The sequence below is a fragment of the Dawidia cretensis genome, from assembly GCF_018598175.1.
GTDB lineage: Bacteria > Bacteroidota > Bacteroidia > Cytophagales > Cyclobacteriaceae > Ohtaekwangia > Ohtaekwangia cretensis.
This window is the reverse complement of sequence record NZ_JAHESE010000006.1, coordinates 161,118-184,658: the sequence shown is the minus strand read 5'-3', so window position 1 is coordinate 184,658 and position 23,541 is coordinate 161,118. Positions and strand designations below refer to the sequence as shown.

At 48.4% G+C, this 23,541-nt stretch carries 13 protein-coding genes; 7 read left to right on the top strand and 6 right to left on the bottom strand.

Going from position 1 to position 23,541, the window contains the following annotated elements:
• Positions 1 to 37 precede the first annotated feature (37 nt).
• The 3 genes from KK062_RS09345 to KK062_RS09335 all read left to right on the top strand — a co-directional run bounded on the left by KK062_RS09345 (position 38) and on the right by KK062_RS09335 (position 8,136).
• A complete protein-coding gene (locus KK062_RS09345) occupies positions 38 to 1,522 on the top strand; it encodes a SusE domain-containing protein (RefSeq protein WP_254084018.1) in 1,485 nt (494 codons plus the stop codon).
• A 480-nt stretch (positions 1,523 to 2,002) separates the two neighbouring features.
• Complete coding sequence (locus tag KK062_RS09340) at positions 2,003 to 5,698, top strand: 3-keto-alpha-glucoside-1,2-lyase-like domain-containing protein (protein ID WP_254084017.1); 3,696 nt, start codon at positions 2,003 to 2,005, stop codon at positions 5,696 to 5,698.
• Positions 5,699 to 5,976: 278 nt separating this feature from the next.
• Positions 5,977 to 8,136 (top strand): GH92 family glycosyl hydrolase, encoded by a 2,160-nt coding sequence (locus KK062_RS09335; RefSeq protein ID WP_254084016.1) that lies wholly within the window; start codon positions 5,977 to 5,979, stop codon positions 8,134 to 8,136.
• Between the two features lie 14 nt (positions 8,137 to 8,150).
• Here KK062_RS09335 and KK062_RS09330 read toward each other — a convergent pair whose 3' ends face one another.
• Positions 8,151 to 8,507, bottom strand: coding sequence for a winged helix-turn-helix transcriptional regulator (locus KK062_RS09330; protein WP_254084015.1), 357 nt, complete (start codon positions 8,505 to 8,507; stop codon positions 8,151 to 8,153).
• Between the two features lie 205 nt (positions 8,508 to 8,712).
• Between KK062_RS09330 and KK062_RS09325 the strand changes: the two genes are divergently transcribed.
• Positions 8,713 to 9,708 carry an SDR family NAD(P)-dependent oxidoreductase gene (locus KK062_RS09325; protein WP_254084014.1) on the top strand — a complete coding sequence of 332 codons (996 nt, stop codon included), beginning with the start codon at positions 8,713 to 8,715 and terminating at the stop codon, positions 9,706 to 9,708.
• 67 nt (positions 9,709 to 9,775) lie between these two features.
• On the opposite strand, the gene KK062_RS09320 is transcribed toward KK062_RS09325, so the two are convergent.
• On the bottom strand, positions 9,776 to 12,091 hold the full coding sequence (locus tag KK062_RS09320) for a discoidin domain-containing protein (RefSeq protein WP_254084013.1): 2,316 nt from the start codon (positions 12,089 to 12,091) through the stop codon (positions 9,776 to 9,778).
• A gap of 292 nt (positions 12,092 to 12,383) precedes the next feature.
• Here KK062_RS09320 and KK062_RS09315 point away from each other — a divergent pair, with 292 nt between their 5' ends.
• Positions 12,384 to 13,958, top strand: a complete 1,575-nt coding sequence (locus tag KK062_RS09315) for a choice-of-anchor I family protein (protein WP_254084012.1) — start codon at positions 12,384 to 12,386, stop codon at positions 13,956 to 13,958.
• Positions 13,959 to 14,078: 120 nt separating this feature from the next.
• On the opposite strand, the gene KK062_RS09310 is transcribed toward KK062_RS09315, so the two are convergent.
• On the bottom strand, positions 14,079 to 16,478 hold the full coding sequence (locus tag KK062_RS09310) for an ABC transporter permease (RefSeq protein WP_254084011.1): 2,400 nt from the start codon (positions 16,476 to 16,478) through the stop codon (positions 14,079 to 14,081).
• Between the two features lie 231 nt (positions 16,479 to 16,709).
• On the opposite strand from KK062_RS09310, the gene KK062_RS09305 reads away from it, so the two are divergent.
• A complete protein-coding gene (locus KK062_RS09305) occupies positions 16,710 to 19,154 on the top strand; it encodes a TonB-dependent receptor (protein WP_254084010.1) in 2,445 nt (814 codons plus the stop codon).
• 158 nt (positions 19,155 to 19,312) lie between these two features.
• On the opposite strand, the gene KK062_RS09300 is transcribed toward KK062_RS09305, so the two are convergent.
• Together KK062_RS09300 and KK062_RS09295 are read right to left on the bottom strand one after the other, a co-directional pair.
• Entirely contained in the window at positions 19,313 to 19,843 is a 531-nt protein-coding gene (locus tag KK062_RS09300) for a metalloprotease family protein (protein ID WP_254084009.1), read from the bottom strand.
• A 5-nt stretch (positions 19,844 to 19,848) separates the two neighbouring features.
• Entirely contained in the window at positions 19,849 to 20,394 is a 546-nt protein-coding gene (locus KK062_RS09295; protein ID WP_254084008.1) for a hypothetical protein, read from the bottom strand.
• A 666-nt stretch (positions 20,395 to 21,060) separates the two neighbouring features.
• Between KK062_RS09295 and KK062_RS09290 the strand changes: the two genes are divergently transcribed.
• Positions 21,061 to 21,693: a hypothetical protein gene (locus tag KK062_RS09290; RefSeq protein ID WP_254084007.1), complete on the top strand. Its 633-nt coding sequence runs from the start codon at positions 21,061 to 21,063 to the stop codon at positions 21,691 to 21,693.
• 84 nt (positions 21,694 to 21,777) lie between these two features.
• Here KK062_RS09290 and KK062_RS09285 read toward each other — a convergent pair whose 3' ends face one another.
• Positions 21,778 to 23,478: a DUF262 domain-containing protein gene (locus KK062_RS09285; RefSeq protein WP_254084006.1), complete on the bottom strand. Its 1,701-nt coding sequence runs from the start codon at positions 23,476 to 23,478 to the stop codon at positions 21,778 to 21,780.
• Between the last annotated feature and the right edge of the window lie 63 nt (positions 23,479 to 23,541).

Below are 23,541 nucleotides of genomic sequence, written 5' to 3'. Positions count from 1 at the left end.
ACAGTCGAACGAGAGGCTATCCTAAAAAGAATCATGTATGAAAAAAAATAAGAACTACGTAAGCCGCTTTTATTACGCGGTGACACTTCTGTCGCTGGTGACATTAATTTCTTGCAGTGATGATGACCCACGACAAGTGCCATTAGACGTCGGCGTTTTGTCGGCCTCAGAATCTGAGGTGGTCATCGATTACGATCGGCCAACGGTAGAGGCACTTACCTTTACGTGGCACGCCGAGAAAACTTCGCGCGTCGAGTATAAATTGGTTTTTACCGCAAATGGAAAGACGGACTCGGTGAACGTTTTATCTGCTGTCAGCAAAAGGTTCGTTCAGGCGGAAATTAATAGAGTGTTATTGGATCTTCTTTCACTGGAAGTAGGGAAACAGACGAACGTTGATGTTTTCATATACGGGAAATATGTCGGTAGTACCAAAACTGGTTCGTCAAATGTAGTTACAATTGCGGTTACACCCGCTCGTAAGTTTCCTGAGCCGCCCCTTGCGTTGTCAGTTTCGGAGGCGGACGTGGTCGTTGATCCGGTAAATCCTTCCGGCGAAACGGTTACGATGTTCTGGGCACCGTTAAGGTATATGTTTGTAGAAGGCCAGCTCACCCTTACCGCAGGTGCAAAGACTGCAACGTTCGACGTGTCAACCGACGTTAGTAAAGAATTCGCAAATATGGACCTTAATAATGTCCTGCTCGATAAATTAGGGTTGCAAGTTGGTCAGGCCGCGGAAGTAACGGCACAAATTTCCGGGAAGGCTCTCGCAACCGATAAAATTGTTAAATCCGATCCGGTTACTTTCATGGCAACAGCCGTGTCGAAGGATGTTGCGCCGCCGCCGTATACAAAACTGTGGATTGTAGGTAAATCGACACCCAAAGATTGGGATATTAATAACCCCGATGAAATGTTTGCCGACCCTACCAATATCTATCAGTTTAAGTATAACGAGGTTATATTCGGCGAGTTCAAAATTCCTACTGCGACAGGAAGCTACCAGGGAGATTTCTATATGCCACTGGTGAATCACCCCGATTTGTCCAGCACAGAGGTCAACCTTGTTAAAGGTGGTAGCCCGGATAATAAATGGGATATTCCCGTTCGAGATGCCTATAAAATTCTTCTCAACATCGGTCCGGACCCTTCTATCATGATAACGCAGTATAAGCCCTTTGAGCAACTTTACATCCTCGGAGACGCGACCGCTGCAGGATGGGACGCCGGGAACGCAATAGCCATGACGGTAGATCCGAACGATCCCCATGTATTTACGTGGACCGGCGAGCTTACCTCAACGGGGCGCGGCCAGTTCACATTTCCGGTGGCGAAGGATGCGTTGAATACCACATTTTTTGCCGCACCAACTTCCGGCGCTGACCTGACAGCGACACGGTTATCGTTTACGTCCACCGGTACGTCGATTAATAATTTCAAGCTGAAGGAAGGTGAGGACGGTACGTATAAGATAACCATCAACCAATTGAAAGAGACGATTTCTATCGTAAAACAGTAATTCAGCTTTCCTGATACCCAATAGTGCATCGGGACGACGGCAGCGGGTAAAACGCTGGTTTGTACAAGTGGGCGCACGGCTTTGTGCGCCCACTTTTATATTGGTTACTACACCTCTGGTATTTTGTTCAGCAGCCGTGACGTTTTTTTTACGTGGAGAGAGTAAAAAACTCCAGGTTTGTGCACTATAAAGTAAGAGGATATATTAGCGCTTGTTCTGTTCGTCAAGGCGACATGAATTCGCTGATTTTAACGCTAAGTTCCTATGAAGTAGAGACATACAAAAAAAAGTCGGTGATGTTGGGACATCACCGACTTGCATTAAGAATCCCCGGGTTTGACTATGAATTGCCGCTCGTATCCAAACTGTCGGGGTAGTTATGTCCATTTGCATGAACTAAAACCTACCAAATTTATAAAAAAACATCGGAGACATCAAGGGGTGGTTTTCCCCCAGGGTCTTCATATCATTCTTATTTCAATGGTGAAAATTAGTAAAGTGAAAGGTGTAGTACTGGCGGCGTTACTGTTTGCGGTAATGGCCGGCTGTGAATCTGGAAATAGGGTCGAACGACCGCGCGATCCCTGGGTATTTCGATCCGTATTGGACAACAAGCCGAGAATGGTCACGGTGGCGTTACATGACAATCTCTATGTGAGCTACGATGCGCAAGCATGTCAGCTGTATAAGGCGTGGAAAGGTGGCGTCGTGTTCGATGGCGCCGTTTACACCACTCATCACGGCCCCCAACCTTCCTCAAAAGGATATGCCTATTTCACACAACCCGATAAGAGCTCGTTCTGGTATCTGGTTATGAACGGCAAGGATGTTCCGGTCGCTCCGCAGTTTCGAGGCTATAGTATAAAGAACGATCACGTCACCTTTCATTTTCAACTGGAGAATGAAAAAGGCGATGCTATTTTTGTCGACGAGACACCGGAATATGAATCGAAATCGAATCAGCCGGGATTGCTCCGTACATTCCGGGTCGTCAATGCCCCCGCGAATACACGGGTCAAGATCAGGACAATGCTCTCAAACATGCAGCAAGCGGATGATTACGCGTGCAACGGTGAAGTAAACGTTATCAGCTCCGGAGAAAACAAGAGCCAGGCTGGAACGACATACGGCGCCGAGGTGGAGGTGCTATTGAATGAAAAGGACAATACTGTCCTCAAGGTATTTTTCCATCCCGGATTCGAAGAGCAGCCCGATAAAAAAGACGATGCTCAGCCAGGCGACCTGTTGGCGCAAGGCGCGGTGCTCATTGAAACTTCCGATTGCAAAACCTGCCATAACGAAAAGGTCAAAACCGTTGGGCCGTCCTACGTAGACATCGCTAAAAAGTACACCTTCACCGAAGCAAACGTGAAGATGCTGACTGAAAAAGTGATGGCAGGTGGCGCGGGTAACTGGGGCGCCGTTCCCATGTCTCCACACCCGGACCTGATGGAGCAGGACGCCGCGAAGATGGTCTCTTATGTGCTATCGCTGGATGGCGAAACACTCGGAACGGAAACGCCACCAGATAATGGCATCGGCGTATCGACACCCTTCACACAGGTTCAACTGGATGAAAAGAACGAATTTGAGAAGGGCGACAAGAATAAAGAGTACCCCGGCCTGGCGGTATCGCTTTACACCATCGAATCGGCAAATACGAATCTATACGAGTTACCCCAACATGCAGATCCGATCTATACAGCCGTTGCGCCGTCCATACATTTTAACGAAGAGAGCTTCCAGAATGTCCCGAAGTCGCGTGAAAATATGCTGCTGCATATCAAAGGTTTTATCACTATAGAAAAGGACGATAACTTCGTGTTCCGCCTCGTGAGTGATGATGGGTCGCGCATGTGGCTGGACAACAAACTATTCATTGACAATGATGGCTTTCATGCCGCAGAGGCGAAGGAAGCAGAGATCGTCCTTAAAAAAGGAAAGCATCCGGTAGAGATTATTTTCTATCAGGGCGGCGGGGGCCTGGCATTGTCGCTACAGTGGGCCACGCATGATGCGGGTAAGTTTGCTGTGATCGACGACAAGAGCCTGGTGCACACTACTGCACAATTCAAGCGGTCCGTTCCGTACGTGCCGGCAGGCGAGTTGGTGCGGAGTATTCCCGGTGATCGACGGGATGAGGCCGGCATACATCCATCCTTTAAGGTGGAGCAGGCTCGTCCTTCTTCTTTTGAGCCGAAGGTCGGCGGAATGGATTTCTTATCCGATAGCAGTTTGATTCTCTGCACCTGGGATTCAACAGGACCGGTCTACAAGCTGGAAGGCGTAACACGTCACGCGCCGGAGAAAATAAAAGTAACCCGCATTGCTTCCGGCCTCGCCGAGCCTCTGGGGATAAAGGTGATAAATGATACCATCTATGTGCTCCAGAAGCATGAGCTGACCCGACTGCTCGATACGGATCAGGATGGAATAATCGATCGATATGAATCAGTATGCAACGGATGGAAGGTCTCTGCTAACTTTCACGAGTTCGCCTTTGGACTGGCCTATAAAGACGGATATTTCTACGCAGCGCTGGCGACGGCCATCAATCCCGGTGGTGCCAGCACACAGCCTCAGATTCCCGACCGCGGAAAAGTAATTAAGATCTCCAAGAAAGATGGGCATCATGAATTTATCGCCAGCGGCCTTCGTACGCCCAATGGAATCAATTTCAATGCAGAAGGAGAGCTGTTTGTTGCCGACAACCAGGGTGACTGGCTGCCGTCCAGTAAGTTGGTACATATTACCAATGGCTCGTGGTACGGTTCGCGTTCGGTTGATCCGGCAGGGACGGCTTCACTAACCGAAAAGCTGCCCATCGTGTGGCTTCCGCAAGACGAGATCGGCAATTCGCCCAGCCAGCCGGTACCGATTAACGTTGGCCCCTATAAAGGACAGATGTTGCATGGAGAAGTAACGCACGGTGGATTTAAGCGTGTGTTTATGGAGAAAGTGGACGGCAATTTGCAGGGCGTTGTGTTTCGTTTCACCCAGGGACTTGAAGGCGGTGTAAACCGCGCTGTGTGGGGACCTGACGGAGCGTTGTATGCAGGCATGATTGGCAACCCGGGCAACTGGGCGCACGCCGGCGGAAAATGGTTTGGGCTTCAGAAATTGATCTGGACGGGTAATCCCGCCTTTGAAATGCTGGCTGTCAGAGCCCGGTCGAATGGCATGGAGATTGAAATGACCGAGCCGCTCGCGGATACCGATGGCACCTCGGCAACGGATTATGAAATCAAGCAATGGTATTATAAGCCTACTGCAGATTACGGTGGGCCAAAGCTCGATGAGAAATTCCTGACAGTCAAAACCGTCAATATTTCCCCCGACCGGAAGAAGGTATTCCTCGAAATCGAGGGCATGCAACCGGGGCACGTGGTGTATATACGTTTGAAGGGAATGTTTAGAAGCAACACCGGTAGAAACCTATGGTCGACGGAAGGATGGTATACCCTCAACAGTATACCGGCAGCTACACCAGGTTTTAAAAATCAGGCGAAGGCGCTTTCAGTCAATACCCTGACCGAGCAAGAACAAAAGGAAGGATGGAAGTTGCTTTTCGACGGTACAACGACATCCGGCTGGCAGTCATTCAAAGGCGCAAAGGCAGGACCCGCATGGCAGGCACGCAACGGCGTCCTGACATTGAACAAATCGTATGGCAAGCCGAATAATGTTGCCGGCGGCGACATCATTACTGCCGGGGAATACGAAAACTTCGAGTTGGCCCTGGATTGGAAGATCGAAAAATGTGGCAACAGCGGAATTATGTTTCATGTTACGAGCTCACAAGAGTATAGCAACCCCTGGGAGACCGGCCCGGAAATGCAGCTGCTGGACAATCTCTGTCATCCGGATGCAAGAATTAAAAAACATCGGGCCGGCGACTTATATGATTTGATAGAAAGCAAACTGGTGGCAACAAATCTGGCGGGAGAGTGGAATAACACGCGCCTGATTGTAAACAAAGGCAAATGCCAGTTTTGGCTCAACGGCTATCAAATCGCTGACTTCGAAATGTATACAACACAGTGGGATGAGATGGTGTTCAAAAGCAAGTTTAAGGACATGCCCGGATTCGGTAAAGCACGGAAGGGACACATAGCCTTACAAGATCACGACAGCGGAGTGTCCTTTAAGAATATTAAGATCAGAGAACTGAAGTAGCGGTAACTGTCCCATTGCAGCGTCGGCCAAAAAACCTGGTCGGCGCCTGCATGAACGGCATGCCGCAGGCAAAGATTCTGGTGTAGGAACTGACCTGATCCGGCACATTGACGGGCTTCAGAGCAGGTCGACCACTTCCCCATAAGCCATGCGTTAGCACCTTGTACAGGCTAATACATCCATTCCTCCTGCTCTCGATTGCACGGATGACATCTTCATGCTAAATTCGAAATTACGATTCCTTTTTTACGTAAGGATTTACAAGAACATTGCCGAATATGCTCAATCGATTTTTATCACTGACGGTTTGCTTTTTTGTCTCAGGCTATGCGTGTTTTAGCCAGACCGATAACCGATACATTTCCTATGTGAATCCTCTTATCGGGACGGCACCCCTTACCGATTCGACTATCCTTGGCTACAAGCTGCCGGAAGGATGGCGGTCATGGGCGGGATTGGTGTTTCCGGGAACATCGCTGCCCAATGCCATGGTTCAGCTAAGTCCTATGACAGAGTACGGCTCCGGTGCAGGGTATGAGTACGAAGACAATGTTATTTATGGATTCACGCACACGAACAAAGGGCATTGGAACTTGTGTAACATCCCCGTGCTGCCGGTATCGGCAGACCAGGCCGCTTCATACAAATCGGGATCGCACTTTAGCCATCAGCGGGAAAAGGCTTCGCCTGCGTACTATGAAGTCTACCTCGATGACTACAACGTCAACGTCGGGCTTACGTCCACGCTGAGGTGCGGCTATCACCGCTATACATACAAAAACAACACAGACCGGAAAATTATCTTCGATCTCGCACGCGCTAATAACAAGGTAGTCGAATGGACAATCGAACAGGACGGCACCCGGGCTATTAAAGGCTATCAGACAACGCGGGGCGAGAAAATCTTCTTTTATGCCATTCTCAATACAGAAGTTGAAAAGCTGGACGTGCAGAATAAATCGGGTCAGGACGGCTACTCCATCTTACATGTGAAAAACGGGAGCAACACGCCTGTTGAAATGAAGATCGCTCTATCTTTTGTGAGCATAGAGAACGCAAAAAAGAATCTCGAGAAAGAAATCGGTGTTAAGTCGTTCGACCAGATACGGAAGGAAGGGGAGCAGACCTGGGAGAATATTCTTTCCACCATCAAGGTGACGGGAGGCACACCAAAACAAAGGACAATGTTCTATTCGTGCTTTTACCGATCACTCCTCTGGCCTGCGCTCCGAAGCGACGTCAACGGAGAATACACCGACGCTAAACGCAACGTGGTGCATGCCGATTTTAATTATTACACAGAGCCTTCCCTCTGGGATACCTATCGCAACAAGGATGTTCTGCTGGAAATAGTCTCTCCGCGCGTGGCGCTTGACGTGATCAAGTCGCTCAAGGACGTGGGCGATAAAACGGGATTTATACCGACATTCTTCCACGGTGACCATGGAGCATCCTCCATCACAGGGGCATACCTGCGCGGCATCACAGACTTTGACGTAAAGGGCACGTATCAATTGCTGTTGCGAAATGCCAATCTGGAAGGTGGTGCGCGGCCCCATATCAAAGAATATATTCAGAAGGGGTACATAGCAGATCCTGACATCGCGAAGCCGCACGTAGAAACGAAGGCCAAGGCGGGTGTATCGAAGACCCTCGAATATGCCTATGACGATTATTCCGTAGCGAAGCTGGCCGAGGCACTTGGAGACACCGAAAATTACAGGGTGTTCATGCAGCGGTCGAAAAATTATAGAAACGTATTTGACCCGTCAACGCGTTTCATGCGAGGACGACTGGAGAGCGGGGAGTGGATCAAAAATTTCAATCCCCAATATCCGTACTACGAGTATATGTACCGGGAGGCAAATGCATGGCAGGTCTCATTTTATGTGCCGCATGACATGCCCGGTCTCATCTCACTTTATGGGGGAAATGCCGCTTTCGAGTCGAAGCTCGACTCTCTCTTCACATTGCCGTGGAATCCGAAACACATCGCAAGAAATGTTGAATCGATGATAGGGCAATACTGTCACGGCAACCAACCCGATCACGAAGCTCCCTTTGCATATCATTTCATCGGTAAACCCGAGAAATCGCAGAAGATCATCGATCAAATCATGAACAACCTCTACGGCATCGGTGACGAGGGTCTTGCATTATGCGGGATGGACGATGCCGGCGAGATGTCTGCGTGGTATGTATTCTGCGCGCTGGGACTGTATCCCTTTTCGGCAACTGATCCGACGTACATTGTAACAGTGCCAATGTTCGATAAAATAGAATGGAGACAGCCAAACGGCAAAACGCTAATCGTCGAGCACAAAGGCAACGGCCGGCGTATGAGTGAAATCGTTTTGAACGGAAAGACCATGAAAGGATACTTTGTATCGCATGATGTGTTTAAATCCGGCGGACATATACGGGTGGATACTAAATAACAGTAACGGGGTATTTAATCTTTTCCGATAATTTCCTTTCGGTGTTTCATTCCCCAATCTGTCAGATTGCTAATGATAGTCTTTAATGTTTTGCCGTGTTCCGTCAGCTCATACTGAACCGTTATAGGCTGCGTCTCTAAAACTGTTCGTTTAATTAATTTATTGATCTCCAGCTCTTTTAGCTCCTTGCTCAACATTTTGTTCGAGATACCGACTACGTCTTCCAAAATGTCAGAGAACCTTCTTTTGTTGTAGTGGCAGATTGAGGAGATGATATAGATCTTCCATTTCCCGTTCAGCACATCCATGGCATCGTGAACAGCCCGCATTTCTTTTTTGCGATCGTCCTGAAATTCCGGTTTGCACTCCATATGTTACTTTGTTACCTGAGGGTTACTGTTACTTTTTGTAACAAAGTTACCGAAAGATATGTTCATGATCTAGCTTTGTAGCATGCAGCCGGAAGACATGCGAAAGTAGCCGTATTCCTGGCGTCTGATGAATCGGCGTGGCTTACTGGGGAGAGAATTTCCGCTTCCGGCGGTATTTACGGACTCTAATGAAATAACGATCAAAATGAAACAGAACAACTATGAAGGAGCGTTACAGAAACCAACGGGTTCCGGGTTTAACGCCACATCCACGACAAGTGATGTAATCAAAGGGATTGATCTTACAGGAAAGATAGCCATCGTTACAGGCGGTAACACAGGCATAGGGTTAGAAACGGTAAAAACCCTTGCTAACGCGGGGGCAACCGTTATCGTACCGGCAAGAGACGTTGAAAAAGCAAAGAAAAACCTGCAAGGAATCACCCGTGTTGAAATAGAAGAAATGGATCTCATCGATCCGGCATCTATAGACACCTTCGCCAATAAGTTTTTGACTTCAGGCAGACCGTTGCATCTGCTCATCAACAACGCAGGAATCATGTTTGTACCGCTGCGACGTGATGCCAGAGGGATAGAATCGCAGCTTGCGACCAATTACCTGTCCGTGTTTCAGCTTACTGCCAGACTGTGGAGTGCGCTAAAAAAAGCACATGGTGCAAGAGTCATCAACCTATCGTCTCTCGGACACCATTTTGCACCGTTCAATTTTGAAGACCCCAATTTTGAGCATCGTGCATATGACACGTTGCAGGGTTATGGACACTCAAAGACCGCTGTTAACTTGTTCTCACTGGAATTGGACGAACGTGCTAAACCATTCGGGGTAAGAGTATATTCAATACATCCCGGCAATATCTTTGGAACAGAATTAACCCGGGAAGCGCCAATAGAAATATTACGGCAATTTGGCTTTGTAGATGAAAAAGGAGAATTTTTACCGGAAGTGATCGCATCGCTAAAAACTATTCCGCAGGGTGCGGCGACAACAGTGTGGGCTGCAACGACTCCATCATTAAAAGAGATGGGCGGCGTGTACCTCGAAGATGTTGATATTGCTCAATTAGCGGTCGATTCATCCATACCCAATGGTGTAAAGCCGTATTCGTTAGACGAAGCCAGCGCCAAACAACTGTGGAAGTTGACCGAAAAATTAACAGGCGTTACCTTTAACATAGCGTAGTTTTAGTCTCACATCACCCAGGTGAAATAGTAGCCGGTAAGAAAATACTTACCGGCTACTATCATATCTATTTCTTCCAGATCCGCTTGACAGCTTTGGCCTGCCCGGATATTACCTGGATGATGTATTGCCCTTGCGGTAACGACGAGAGCTGTAACGTAGTTTTGTTTTCAGTAACCGTCTGCGAGATGAACGACCTGCCATAAGCGTTCACTACGGTAACGACGGCCAGGTGCTGCCCGCCTTCCGGCAGTTGTATCGTTACGTGGTCTTCGGTCAGGGTGGGGTAAACGCTGATGCTGGCGTCAGTAAGGGGCGCGATCGATGCGGCCTGGACAGCTGCCGTGCCGTAAACTTCCAGCTCAAAGATCGAATATCCCCATGCAGTGCCACGGGCGGTGCCGTAAATACGTATATACCGGCCGGTGCCGCTCAAACCCGTATGATTGTTTACCAACGCCGTGTTGCCGGTAATACTTTTTAGATTGTTCCAGGTCGACCCGTCGGTAGAAATCTCTATCGCGTAGGTGCTGGCGTACGCTGCTTCCCAGGTAACCCTAACGGAACTGATGGCATAGCTGGCGCCCAGATCGACAGACAGCCATTGCGGATCTACCGCTTCGATGCTGGCCCAACGTGTGGTGGTGGCGTTGCCATCGACGGCCTTGGAAGCCTCCAGACCCGTGCCTTCGATGGAGGAAGACGTCGCCGTTTTGCCCAGTGCGAGGTTTGCCGATGTTGGGGCAGCCGTGCCGTATATCTCCAGCTCGTAAATGGAATAGCCATACACCGTGCCGCGCGCAGTGCCAAGGATGCGTAGGTATCGACCGGTTCCACTCAGGCCGGCGTGGTCGTTCACCAGGGCCGTATTGCCGCTAATGCTTTTTAGATCGTTCCAGGTTGACCCATCGGCGGAGATTTGAATCTGGTACGCTGTGGCGTAGGCGGCTTCCCAGGTTACTTTAACTCCTGTTACCGAATAGCTCGCGCCAAGATCCACCGAGATCCATTGCGGATCGACAGCCTGTACGCTGGACCACCGGGTGGTGGCATTGCCATCCACAGCCTTCGGGCCTTCGAGCCCTGCTATTTCCACCGATGAAACCGTCACCGTTTTATTCAGGGCAATGTTTGTTGCCATTGTGCCGGTCGTTACCGTAAGGGCTGCGCTGGCCGCAGACACGTTTCCGGCGGCATCTTTTGCCTTTACGGTAAAGCTATAGCTCGTATTGGCGGTAAGGCCGGTCGCGGTAAAGGCTGTAGACGCGGTAGTGCCCACCGATACGCCACCCCGGAATACTTCGTAGCTGGTGACAGCCACATTGTCTGTCGAGGCATTCCAGGCCAGGGCTACACTGGTAGCGCTGGTGGTCGTGCTGCGCAGACTGGCAGGTGCAGTAGGAGCCTGCGTGTCCGTACCGCTGCCTTTGATAACCTGATCGATGGCCAACAGCAACGACTTCGCGCCGGTGGCATCGGCAGCCAGATGCCAGATCATCACACCGGCACCGCGTTGCAGGGCCAATGTAGTCTTAGCTTTAATCGTAGGTATACCATTGTAATAAATCGTGCTACCTACCTGATCCTGGTTTTCGGCGCCAGCGTAAGTATTGACGAGTTCAGAATATGAATAATCGCCGTTGCGAAAGGCTGCGCCAAAGCCCCATCCATAGAAAGGCACGCCCAATACAGTCTTGGCTACGGGCAGGCCACGTCCCTGCCAGTAAGTAATAGCGTTCTGCGCATAGGCATACGATGAATGTTGACCTGGCGCGTTAGGATTCCAAGGGCCGGTGGCATCATACGCCATGATGTTGATGAAATCGAAATGCTGAAGCGTGGCCGTGGGTACGTTCGTGCCCCCGTATCCTTCCGATAGCGCAGCCGTAATGATCTTACCCATAGGGTGCAGCGCGTTGGCAAGGTCGCGAATGAAATCACCATAGTCGCCATTGATAGCGGGCCCTTCCAGGTCGATGTCAAGGCCGTCCAGGTTATGGGCTGTTACATAGGCCGTAAGCTTTTGAATAAAGGCCGCTCGCTGTGAAGCGCTGATCAGATTAAAATAAATGTTACGCTGGTTGGCATCTTCAGAAGCACTGCCGCCACCGATGGAAACCAGCACCTTCACGTTGTTGGCATGAGCCCGCGTGATGAGGTTGTTTCCGGCAGAATTGAACGACAGGTTACCGCTGGAGTTGGCATTCTCGAATGCGATGTTGAGGTGCGTAACCTTCGAATAATCTAAGGTATTGGCATAGCTGTTAATGTCGATCCAGTTGGGCACATACCCAACCACCTTGGCCTGGGCCATGGCCGCACCGGCAATGGATAGCCACAGGGCGAGTGTCAATACTGCAGACTGTAAAATTTTCAGTTTCATGATTCTTGAATTGAATGTTTAACGATTTTGGGGAAGCCGGCATAAAGTACGAGCATTCGCCAACGTCCGTCGTTACCACTCAATAATTGCCGCTGGCCGCTTAATAACCGGGCCTCAAAAAAGAAACCTGCAGGCACCACGGGTATGCCCTGTAAGGCATAACAATCACTTAATAATAATTTAACCAGGAGATCGCGGTCTTAATACATGTTCGATAGGAACTTGCTGCCAAATTCAACCTGGGCGTTGCCCATCAAACATTCTTAATCCATTACTTAATTCACGTAGTCTTATGCAAAAAATGTTTACGTATGCGCTGCTGGCAGCGACATTATTTATAGCTGCCTGTAGCGATGACGATAGCCCGAACACGGAAGAACCCGAGACTCCTGCGGAAAACCCGGCTGCGTTTAATTCCATAAGCGAGATTACACTGGTGGGAGGCGAGACCGCGGCCGAAATATCCGCGTATGACCCTGCTACGAAAAAGCTATTTGTCGTCAATGCGGTGAGCTCCGCCATCGACATCATCGATATGACCGACCCTTCGGCGCCGAAGAGACAAGGCACCTCGTTGGACATTGCTGCTTTTGGCGCCGGCGTGAACAGCGTGGCGGTAAAAAATGGTTTGCTGGCTGCCGCCATCGAAGCTGACCCGAAGACCAACCCTGGCAAAGTCGTGGTGTGGAGCACAGCCGACATGACGGTGAAGGCCAGCCCGACGGTCGGCGCGCTGCCCGACATGGTTGTCTTCAGTGCCGACGGCAATTATATTCTTTCGGCCAACGAAGGTGAGCCGGACGAAGCATACGAGATCGATCCCGTCGGTTCAATCTCCATTATTGATGTCAAGAACAGCTACACGGCAACAACCCTGGACTTTAGCGGCTTTGAAAGTCAGGCCGACGCGCTTCGCGAGAAAGGTTTCCGCCTGCCGGGTCAAAGCCGTGAATCCAATACACTGGCGAAGGATACGGAGCCCGAATATATCACTATTTCGGCCGATTCAAAGACGGCCTGGGTCACACTTCAGGAGAACAACGCCATTGCGCGTATTAACATTACCGGTAAAACAATCGAGAACATCTTTCCGTTGGGTTTCAAGGATCACAGCAAGGCGGGCAACGAGCTCGACGCCAGCGATGAAGATGGTGCCGTGACATTTGTCACACGCCCGGTGCAGGGAATTTATATGCCCGACGGCATTGCTTCTTTTGCGATCGGCGGTACAACCTATCTGATCACCGCCAACGAGGGTGATAGCCGGATCCGTCCGACGAGCGACGACGCGCTGGACGGCTATGAAGAAGGTGATCTTTACAATGAAGAAAGCCGCATTAAAAGCGTCGATCTGGATCCGGCTGTTTTCACAGACGAAAGCCTGCAAGACGACGAAGTTATCGGGCGACTGAAAATCACCAACACGATGGGTGATACTAACAGCGACGGCTTATACGATAAACTATATACGTTCGGCGCACGCTCTTTCTCTATCTGGAATGGCACTACCGGAGAACTGGTATTCGATAGCGGCAGCCAGCTGGAGAAATTTATCGTGGAAAAATTACCCGCTCAATACGATGATGCCCGCAGCGACGACAAAGGTGTAGAGCCGGAGAACGTAACCGTCGGTAAGATCGGCGATAAGACGCTGGCATTTGTCGGCGTGGAGCGCGCCGACGTGGTAGTGGTGGTGGACGTCACCAACCCGGCCGCGCCGCAGTTACTGCAAGCTTTACACACCGGCGATGCGCCGGAAGGTATATTGTTTATCTCGGCGGAAGACAGCCCGACCGGACACAGCCTCCTCGTTTCAAGCTGCGAAGGTGATGGCAAAGTGAACGTATTCCAACCGGAAGAACTATAAACCTGGGCATCTGCTATAAAAGGCTCATGTGAAAACATGAGCCTTTTTTTGTCATGATTCTACAGCCAAAGCTATGCAAAATCTCGAAAGCAAATCCTCCTTGGTCGGGATGCCCCTCACTTATTCCGACCTCAGGCTTTTCACGGGATTGATCAAAGCAGCTTTTATGGCTTGGTAGCTTACCGTCAGCAACGTGATGACCAACGCAACGATCATCGTTGCAGAAAATATCCACCACGATATCTCCGTGCGGTATTCAAATTTTTGGAGCCACGCTGCCAGTAAATAATACGCTGCAGGAATGGCGATAACACAGGAGATGATCACCAGCACGACAAAATCCTTCGATAGCATTTTCCACAAGCTGAAGACAGAAGCGCCCACCACTTTGCGAATACCGATCTCTTTGGTGCGTTGCTCGGCGACAAAGGAGGCGAGCCCAAAAAGGCCGAGGCAACTGATAAGTATGGCGAGTGCTCCGAACACGGAGGCTAATTTCCCGATGCGTTCTTCTGCAGCAAATTTTGATGCGTATTCATGGTCGGCAAATTTGTAGTCGAACGGTGCTGTCGGAACTATTTTTTTGAAGACGGATTCAATCTTCGGAAGCACTTCCCCCAGGCTCATCTCCGGGTTGATCCTCACGTTAATCCAGTTAGTGCCATAGGGGCTTAAAAAATATACAGCAGGTGAGGACGGGTCGTAAGGTGATTTCATGACCATATCTTTAATTACGCCCAATACGGTAAAGCTTGCGTACCGACTCCGCCACCCACTTTGCCACCGGATAATTTCTCCCACGGGGTTTTCAAATCCTAGCATTTTTGCCGCGGCCTCATTGATAATAAAAGCAGCAGAATCGCTGGCGATGTCGCGCGAAAAATCGCGGCCTTTCACAAACTGCCAGCCTACTGTTTTTCCATACTCAGGCGTTACCGTTAGTGTTGCCCATTCCGGAGCGAAGGCGGGATCCTTTCCGTTCCAGTCAAACCCTCCGTTTTTGTTCCATATATCCGTGGGGGGACTCGATGATTCTGCGATCTCCATGACGGCTCCGGTGTTTTTCAATTCCGTTCGAAAAACATCGTACTTCCCTTGAAAATCTGGTGTGGTCATGGGGATCATTATTAAACCGCTCTTGTCATAACCTACCGGACGGTCTTTAGCGAACTGAATCTGCCGGTAGACAATGATAGTGCCAATGATCAATATCACCGAAACGGTGAACTGTATTACAACGAGCACTTTCCGAGGTAAAGATGCAAACCTTCCAATGCGCAGAGTTCCTTTCAACACGTGCACAGGATTGAACGAAGACAGGTAAAATGCGGGGTAGCTGCCCGCGAGCATCCCTGTAATAAAAACAAAGGCCATGCTGCACAACCAGAAGTATACGTTTGTCCACGGCATTCCGATGTGCTTCCCGGCCAACGTGTTGAACCAGTTGAGCGAGAACGATGCCACAACGAGTGCCAGCATGAAAGCAAGCAACACCACTAAAAACGATTCGATGAAAAACTGGCTCATAAGCTGCGTGCGCGCAGATCCGGCCGATTTCCGTATGCCCACTTCCTTCGCTCTTTTTTCGGAACGTGCCGTGCTCAGGTTCATAAAGTTGATGCAGGCAAGCATCAAAACGAAGACACCGACAATACCGAATAGCCGCACCGTTTGAATCAATCCCCCTGTGTTGACGCCATTCTTAAATTCGGAACGTAAATGCCATTGCGCCACCGGATGAAGAAAAACCTGTGGCGTGGAGGCCGAATTCGCATGCCCCCGGATGTTGTCCAAAATAGAGTTCCTGATCTTACCGGACACCGCTTCGAAGCTCGTGCGGTCCGCGATCGCCACGTAGAGGCTGGCGAAATTATCCGTGAAGCTCGGCTGATGCACCCAGGCATTTTCAGACACGAACAGCTCCCATGGCTGAAAAAATTTTACGCCATGAAAATGTGTATTGTGCGGCAGATCTTCATAGACACCGGCCACCTTTACGTCTATTCGATTATCGATACGCAAGGATTTGTTCATGGGGTCGTCACTTCCGAAGAGTGCCATGGCCGCAGATTGAGAAAGCAAAACGGAATGAGGATCACGCAGTCCGAACCGCGATCCCTGAAGCATATTCAGACTGAACATTTCCGGCCCGACTGCCTCGATGACCTCGCCCAACATAGATAAATTCTTTTCGCCAGCAGAAAGGATGCGGTTCCCCGCGCTCAGTGCCATCACTACGTGGGTGAAGTTGTCGCTGTAATTGTTTTTCAGTTCGTTACGTAGGGCGCTGGGTAACGCTGCGCTCGTGAAAGTCTCCCCGTTCAAGGTATAGTTCTGCATTACGCGCGCGATGCTGTGGTAATTCTTATAATAAGTGTTGAACGCCATCTCATCCTGGATCCATAGTCCGATAAGAATCGCCATAGCCATCCCTGCCGCGAGTCCACCAATGTTTATTAAGGAATAAGCTTTGTTCTTTAGCAGATTCCTCCACCCAATCCTGATGTAGCTTTTATACATACCTTATTTGTATAATTTATTCTCTGCCTTCCGGATAACGATGCTGACTAAAAGAAAAGTATTTAAATCACCGGACAGGGTAAAGACCGGCGAATTGCAAGAACGTTGCTTCCATTAGTACATTTTTGAAAGCTTGAGAAGAATTGATGGCTTTAACAGGCCTTTTTTGTTGAAGTGGGTTGTTTGGAATCATTATAAATAATAGTTTTGCCCCCCTATAACCTCCATCTCATGGCAAGAAAACTACTTTGTTACACACTATTACTGATGCTGCCCGCCTTTGCCTTGGCCCAGAATGGCTCCATTAGCGGTAATGTAAAAATGTCGGACAATTCCCCGGCTACCCAAGCGTCTATAACCGTAAAAGGCACAACTATCGGCACCACCGCAGATGAAAAGGGTAATTATCTTATTAAATCAATAAAAGCGGGCAACTATGTAATTGTCGCAAGCGGGGTAGGGTTGGAGAAGAAGGAGCAGAGCGTAACAGTTACCGCCGGCGGCAACGCCGTAGTAGATTTTTTACTGGCAGAAAGCTCGGCTCTTCTGCAGGAGGTTAACGTATCGGCCTTTAAGGCAAAAAATAATACCATTGTGGCCAAAATGCCGCTTGCCGATCTGGAGAACCCCCAGGTATATAGCTCAGTGCCTGCCGAGCTGATGAAAGAGCAGGGCATCGTAAATTATGATGATGCCTTTCGTAACGTACCGGGTATCTCGCGCACGTGGGGATCAACCGGTCGCGAAGGTGATGGCGGTGCATATTTTGCGTTGCGTGGATTCGAGACGCAGCCTACCTTAACCAACGGTCTGCCGGGGTTGACCAATGGCAACCTGGACATCGCCAACGTAGAGGAGATACAAGTAATAAAAGGTCCATCGGCAACGCTGTTTGGCGGTACCACCTATTCTTATGGGGGTATGATAAATACCATTACAAAAAAGCCTGTATTTGATAGCTTTAGTGGTGAGGTGGCCTATAACATAGGCAGCTTTGACCTGCACAGGGTAAGTATTGATATAAATACCCCACTGAGCAAAACCGAAAAAATAGCGTTCCGGTTAAACGCAGCGTATCATACCGAGGAAAGTTTTCAGGATGCGGGCTTCAAGAAATCCTTCTTCATTGCACCATCCCTGGCATGGGAGGTTAACGATAAGCTAAGCTTTACAGTGATGGCCGAAATACTGAGCGAGAAACGCGCGGTAGCGCCGGTATTTTTTAATACAGACAGGGTAAATCCGCTTCCTTTTAACAGCATTGAATCGCTTAATCTCAATCCCAAACTTTCTTTTACCGATAACGATCTGACCATTAAAAACCCAAGACTGAATTTTCAGGCGCAGGCCGTTTACAAAATATCCGACCAGTGGCAGTCGCAAACGGTACTATCCGGTGGAAGCGCCAAATCGGATGGCATTTACAGCTACATCTATGATGATGAAAATGCGAACGACGAGTACTTTGATCTTTCTTTTCATGTGGCTGATTACGATATGAAAACCGTTGATATCCAGCAAAACTTTAACGGTGATTTTAGAATAGGCGGATTGCGCAACCGGTTACTGGTGGGGTTTGATTATTACCGTCGCAACGCCACGGATCAAGGCAGTGGCTATGGTGTAGGCCGCAGGGTAACGCCACAAGGCGATAAAATAGGCGGCGATCTTATTTTTGATGAAGATGGTAATTTTGTTGGGGAAGAAGCGCCTATACCGCTCACGCGGAGTGCGGTTGACGCATTGGTTGGCCCAACAGGCGAAGTGCTTACTGACATTGAAAATAGTACGGCAAGCATGTATGTATCCGATGTGATCAATTTTACGCCGAAATTTTCGGCGATGGTAAGTCTTCGTGCAGATCATTTCGATTCAAACGGCGATAAATCTAACCCCGATGATGACTATAGTCAGTTTTCCGTATCGCCAAAATTGGGGCTGCAATACCAACCTGTCTTAAACAAGGTATCGGTATTTGCGAACTACATGAATGCTTTTGTGAATGTTGAACCAAGGGCCGTTTACGATGAAGAAACATTCGAGCCTACCGGTGAAGTAAGATCGTACAAGCCGGAACATGCCAATCAGTTTGAATTCGGAGTGAAAACATACCTTTCAGAAAAATTTTCTGCTACGGTCTCTTATTACAATATCAAAGTATCCGACCGGGTTGTGGATACCCCCGCGGGTACTGGATTGCAAACCGGTGCCGTCCGCAGCAAAGGCTTTGAGATCGATCTAAGCGCACAGCCGGCTCATGGGCTTGAGCTGATCGCTGGCTTTAGCCATAATTCCAACAAGGTGGTAGACCCCAACCCGGAAAACCCAACAGATTTCTACAATGAGGTTGGCCGTGCATCAGGCGGGCAGGGCCCGTCGGACCAGGTCAACCTTTGGGCTACATACCGGTTTAGCAGCAGCATCCTCAAAAACTTTGGCGTAGGCGTTGGCGGCAACTATGCCAGCGAATACCGTGTTGTTGACAACAGCGTAACGGGTACGTTTGACCTGCCAAGCTACATGCTGCTGAACGGTACCGTATTTTACAATGCAAAAAAGTACCGTGTGAACTTTAGCGTAAACAACATTACAGATGAGCAGTACTACATCGGCTACTGGTCTGTAAACCCGCAAAAACAACGCAACTTCACAGCAGCCGTAGCGTACAAGTTTTAGGACATACCCCCTCTAAAAAGAAGGCTGTCTCAAAAGTGAGCCAGCCTTCTTTGTTAATGCACTTTCTAAATTCCTATAACGTAACCTTGGTTCCTTCAGTAAGAATATATAGATCTCACTGAGAAGTGTACTCAAGCTACGCTAACTGCATTGAAATACTAGCTGCCAAAAATCCAGGAAGGCAGCCCTACGCCGATCAGAATGCCGTAGCCCAGGTCGGCCCATATTACGCGGAGCACGTTGAAGACATAGATTACTACAACCAGCGGGAACGTCAGTATTGCCAGCGGGTTTAGCGATCGTACGTGGGTCTTGGCATCCTGCCACATGTTGTTGGCATCGCCGGTGGACGGTATGGCATGCATGCCGATTGAAACCCCTAACCACATCAATGCGGCTGATAGTGGACTGGTTACATCAAAGACCGAGATCGGCACGTATGCCGGGAGGCAGATGAGGAAGCATAGAATAGAATTCACGAGAAAAGGACCGGTCGCGATCAGAAAAGAAGAATAGAAGTTTGTGGTGCGCTCGTGAATGACATAGCCTGCAGGGTTTCCGATTCGGAAATAACATGCGTCCAGCACAGCTACTCCTCGGATCTTACAAAATATCATGTGCGCAAACTCGTGTACGATAACACCGGGGAAGGTGAGTGCAGCAATAACTTGTCCTGGTATAAAAAACATAATGATTAGTTTTTAGTCCACCCGTTGGGGAATTTTTCTTCAAAGTCTTTACGGTCGACGATTTTGTTCATGGCCACCCGGTATTCGATTAAATTTAGGTACACAGCAAGTTCGCGTGTTGTATCGCCCACCAGTCGGGTTTTGTCAACGTACAGCTGGGTGCTTGTCAGAAGTGAGTCGCTTTTTTCGGTCACATACAGGCACGAATAGGCTGACGCGACCCTGGCCCACGCGGTGGCCGATGTATCGTATACAAGTCCTTGTTTTGAAAACTCCAGGAAGTTGCGGTAGTCGTGATTATCGTATGCAGCACCGACGCGGGCCTGCAGCAGATAGCGGGGTACGTTATACGCTTCGGGTAGTTTGACGCTGTTCTCAAACGCTTTCACGGCCTCTGCTGACTGATCGTCTCGCAATAGAGTAAGGCCGCGATAGAATTCGGAGAGAAATGTAAAATCCTCGATCTCTGGGACGTTTCCGGCTATGGTATGAAAGTGTGCGGCCGACGCATCAAGGTCGCCTGCAGCCACTGTTTTATCCAACTCCTTCAACAGGAAATGGGCGTGTATAAATCGCCAGTTCCAGACAAAGGAAAAAAACCACGAGTACGAGCACGCCCATAAAAAAGGCCTTCACCCAGGTAGGGAATACTTTTTGTTTGATGGCGTCGTCGCAGTCCCGGCAAACCGGATAACTACCTAACTTTTCGAGTGGCCGCTCGCCAAAATCCTGGGCACAATTAAAGCATACGGTTGGGTCGTATTCCCGGAAGACTTGCTTACCCTTCAAGGACGCGTCGTCAGGAAATGTTTCTTTTAAGCAATTTTCGCAGTACAATGCATTGTCGACGCGAAGAGCGGAATTTTGAGGGATCTGATCAGCCTGGCACAGACTGCAGGTAACGTATCGCATATAGGTAGGACAGAGGGAGAATACCGCTGCCCTCGTACGCACAAAGTACACGCTATTTTTGGAATCCTGGCGGACGGAATTATCCGAAACGGTGCATAAGTAAGATCTACGAAGTTCATGCAAATTTTGGACGAAAACATGCTCAGGAATTTTAAAACCACCAGAAAGAAGCCATAACCCTCTGCATCATCTTCTGCATACAGTATTTGCATGTCGAGTCGTTAGAGGAAATGTGCTTTGTAAAGAACATTGACACTCCAAGCATCTGTTTCGGAAATAAGCATCTGCTTGTTTAATTTTAGGACATGCTTCAGAATCGTGTTGACCCGTTAGGAAGAATCATTAAAACCAGCGCGCGTGGGTCCTGGATGGGCAATCGTGGTGTTATACACAATGAACACAAAGAAATTATCCGCGAATTTAAACATATAGCATGGATCACGTGTGTGCTGGAGTTTAAAGGCAGGGAAAGAACGGTAATGACTGCCGGCCGCTGGACGGAACTATTTTTCCTGGATGAGGCCACCGCCTTTGCTGCCGGTCATCGACCTTGTTTTGAATGCCGGAGAGAAGATGCAAAAAGATTTAAGTCCTGTTGGATACAGGGAAATCACCTGTATAATTTCAGCATGTCGACGTCCATAAAAGAAATTGACGCGATCATACACAGGGAGAGGATCACGCATGAAGAGGAAAAGGCCATGCATCAACGCCTGCCTTCTGCCATCCCGGAAGGAACATTTACATTAATGAATGAAGATCCTTATCTTTTCAGCAAAGGGAAACTGCATCGGTGGACTCCCTTTGGTTACGAAGATAGTATCGCCGTGCCTGAAGCTTCCCTGTTGACAATACTGACACCTGATTCAATCGTAAATGCTTTTCGCGCAGGCTATGCCCCACAAATAAAGGGAGGTGAGTTTGGAGATTCCCCGTGAGCACGATGGTGGTTTGGTATATTTTCGTCTTCGGCCCCCGTGTATTTGCGATTATCTCCTATAGAGTTCCGGCGCAGTGGATTTTTAACACCACCATTTTTTCAGGCAGAAATCAGCAATCTCTTTTGTTCTGTTTATCAGCTCAGTTTTAGTGAATTTTTTGCTTGTATCTATCTCGGCAGACAGCTTGTTTGTCATTTTGAAAAGGCTTCTTTTATAAGTCACGCTTTTATCAAAAGTACTTTTATTTTGGATCGCCGAATTTAAACTCTTCTCCAGAACTGTGAGATTGCCAAGCTGGTGTTCATGATCTAAAAAGTCCTGAAGGTTCTGAAAGCCAAGTGCCTGAGGATCGAAATTTGGTGTCTGAGACAAGATGTGCTCGATGTTGGGCGTTTTAGAAACAAATTCCTTAAACTCTTTTAGCGTATATTCTGTGCCATGTAACTCTTCCGAGTAGGTGATGAAGATATGGTTCAGTGACCGGTTTTCGTAGATATTTGCATGCAGATTAGACTGAAACTGTTCTTTAGTCATCCAACGCTGATTGAACCACATCAGGGATTCAGCGATTTGATTCGGAGTGTTAATTCGTATTGCGTTTACGATTTTTGCGATATCGGCTTTGGGGTCGGTGCCACGCGTTTTATATACCCTTACGTCAATAAGCTCAACCAGATTCAGAAACGTGACATCTTTACCGTCTTTTGATACAGGCTTATCCAAAAGGTCGGCCGTGGCAAGCTCCGTAATTAAGGGGTAAAGCGTTGCAGACAAATTTAGGACTACGAAAATATTATAGTAATTCTTGTCTGTTGATGCCATCGAAATGATTTTTCGGAAGCTTTCAAAAAATATCTTTAAGCTGCTGGTGTAGGAATTAATGAACTTTTCAAGTTGGACATAACCTGCATCGATATTGTCTTTCCGTAAATCCGAAAGCTTGGTTTTTAAATAGTGAAAAACATACTCCGCGCTTGGATCATAGTTCTCCTGACTGTAGGTCACGAAGTGATATCTCATCAGGTTATCTTCATTAAAATCTTTGTTGTTGATAAGCCGGATTCCCAAGCTTTCGCCAAGAATTTTTATGTCATCGTAGGTTTCAAAAATATCACTGAAATAGTCATTAATCGTGTCATCGAGTTTTCTGTTTAGATATCTGTTTGAGAAATAAATCAATAAGCTTTTCGCTTTCTCTACATTAGATAATGGCTTACCCCTGTCGTTTACAGTTTGGAAAATCCGGATGGCATCGCCTTCGGAGTTTTCAATGAACTCCACAATCTCTAATTTCTCGAGTGACTTTAAAAACTTCTTTTTGTCGGGTATGGTCTCGACTCTAAGCTCAATTTCTTTAAATCGCTCATGAAGCGTGCGTTGGCTTTTGTTCTGCGGGGCGACCCCTATCCCATTAAGAAGATCAACAAAATACGCCTTATCCCGGGTGGCTGGCGATAGCTTATAGCGGCCCTCATCTTCAATATATGACCTTGTAAAATAAATTGAATCGTCCTTGCTAAGTTTTTTAACAAGAGCTGAAATAATTAACGTCAACGTTGTGATGCGCTGTTGCCCATCCACAACATAGAATTTCTCGTCATCATCTCCGTCGGTTGATAGTACAATTGTACCGACATAGTGGCTTGAATTTGATTCGATGGATTCGGAAATGTCGTCGAAAAGGTCCTGAACATTTTGGGCTTCCCATGCATAGCCTCGTTGATATTTAGGTATTTCAAAAAATCTACCGTTAAACAGGTCTTTAATCTTTGCACTGGACATAATTTTCTTTCAGAGACTATTAGAATTGATGAATGATTGACTCCCAGTGGGCTATAGATCGGA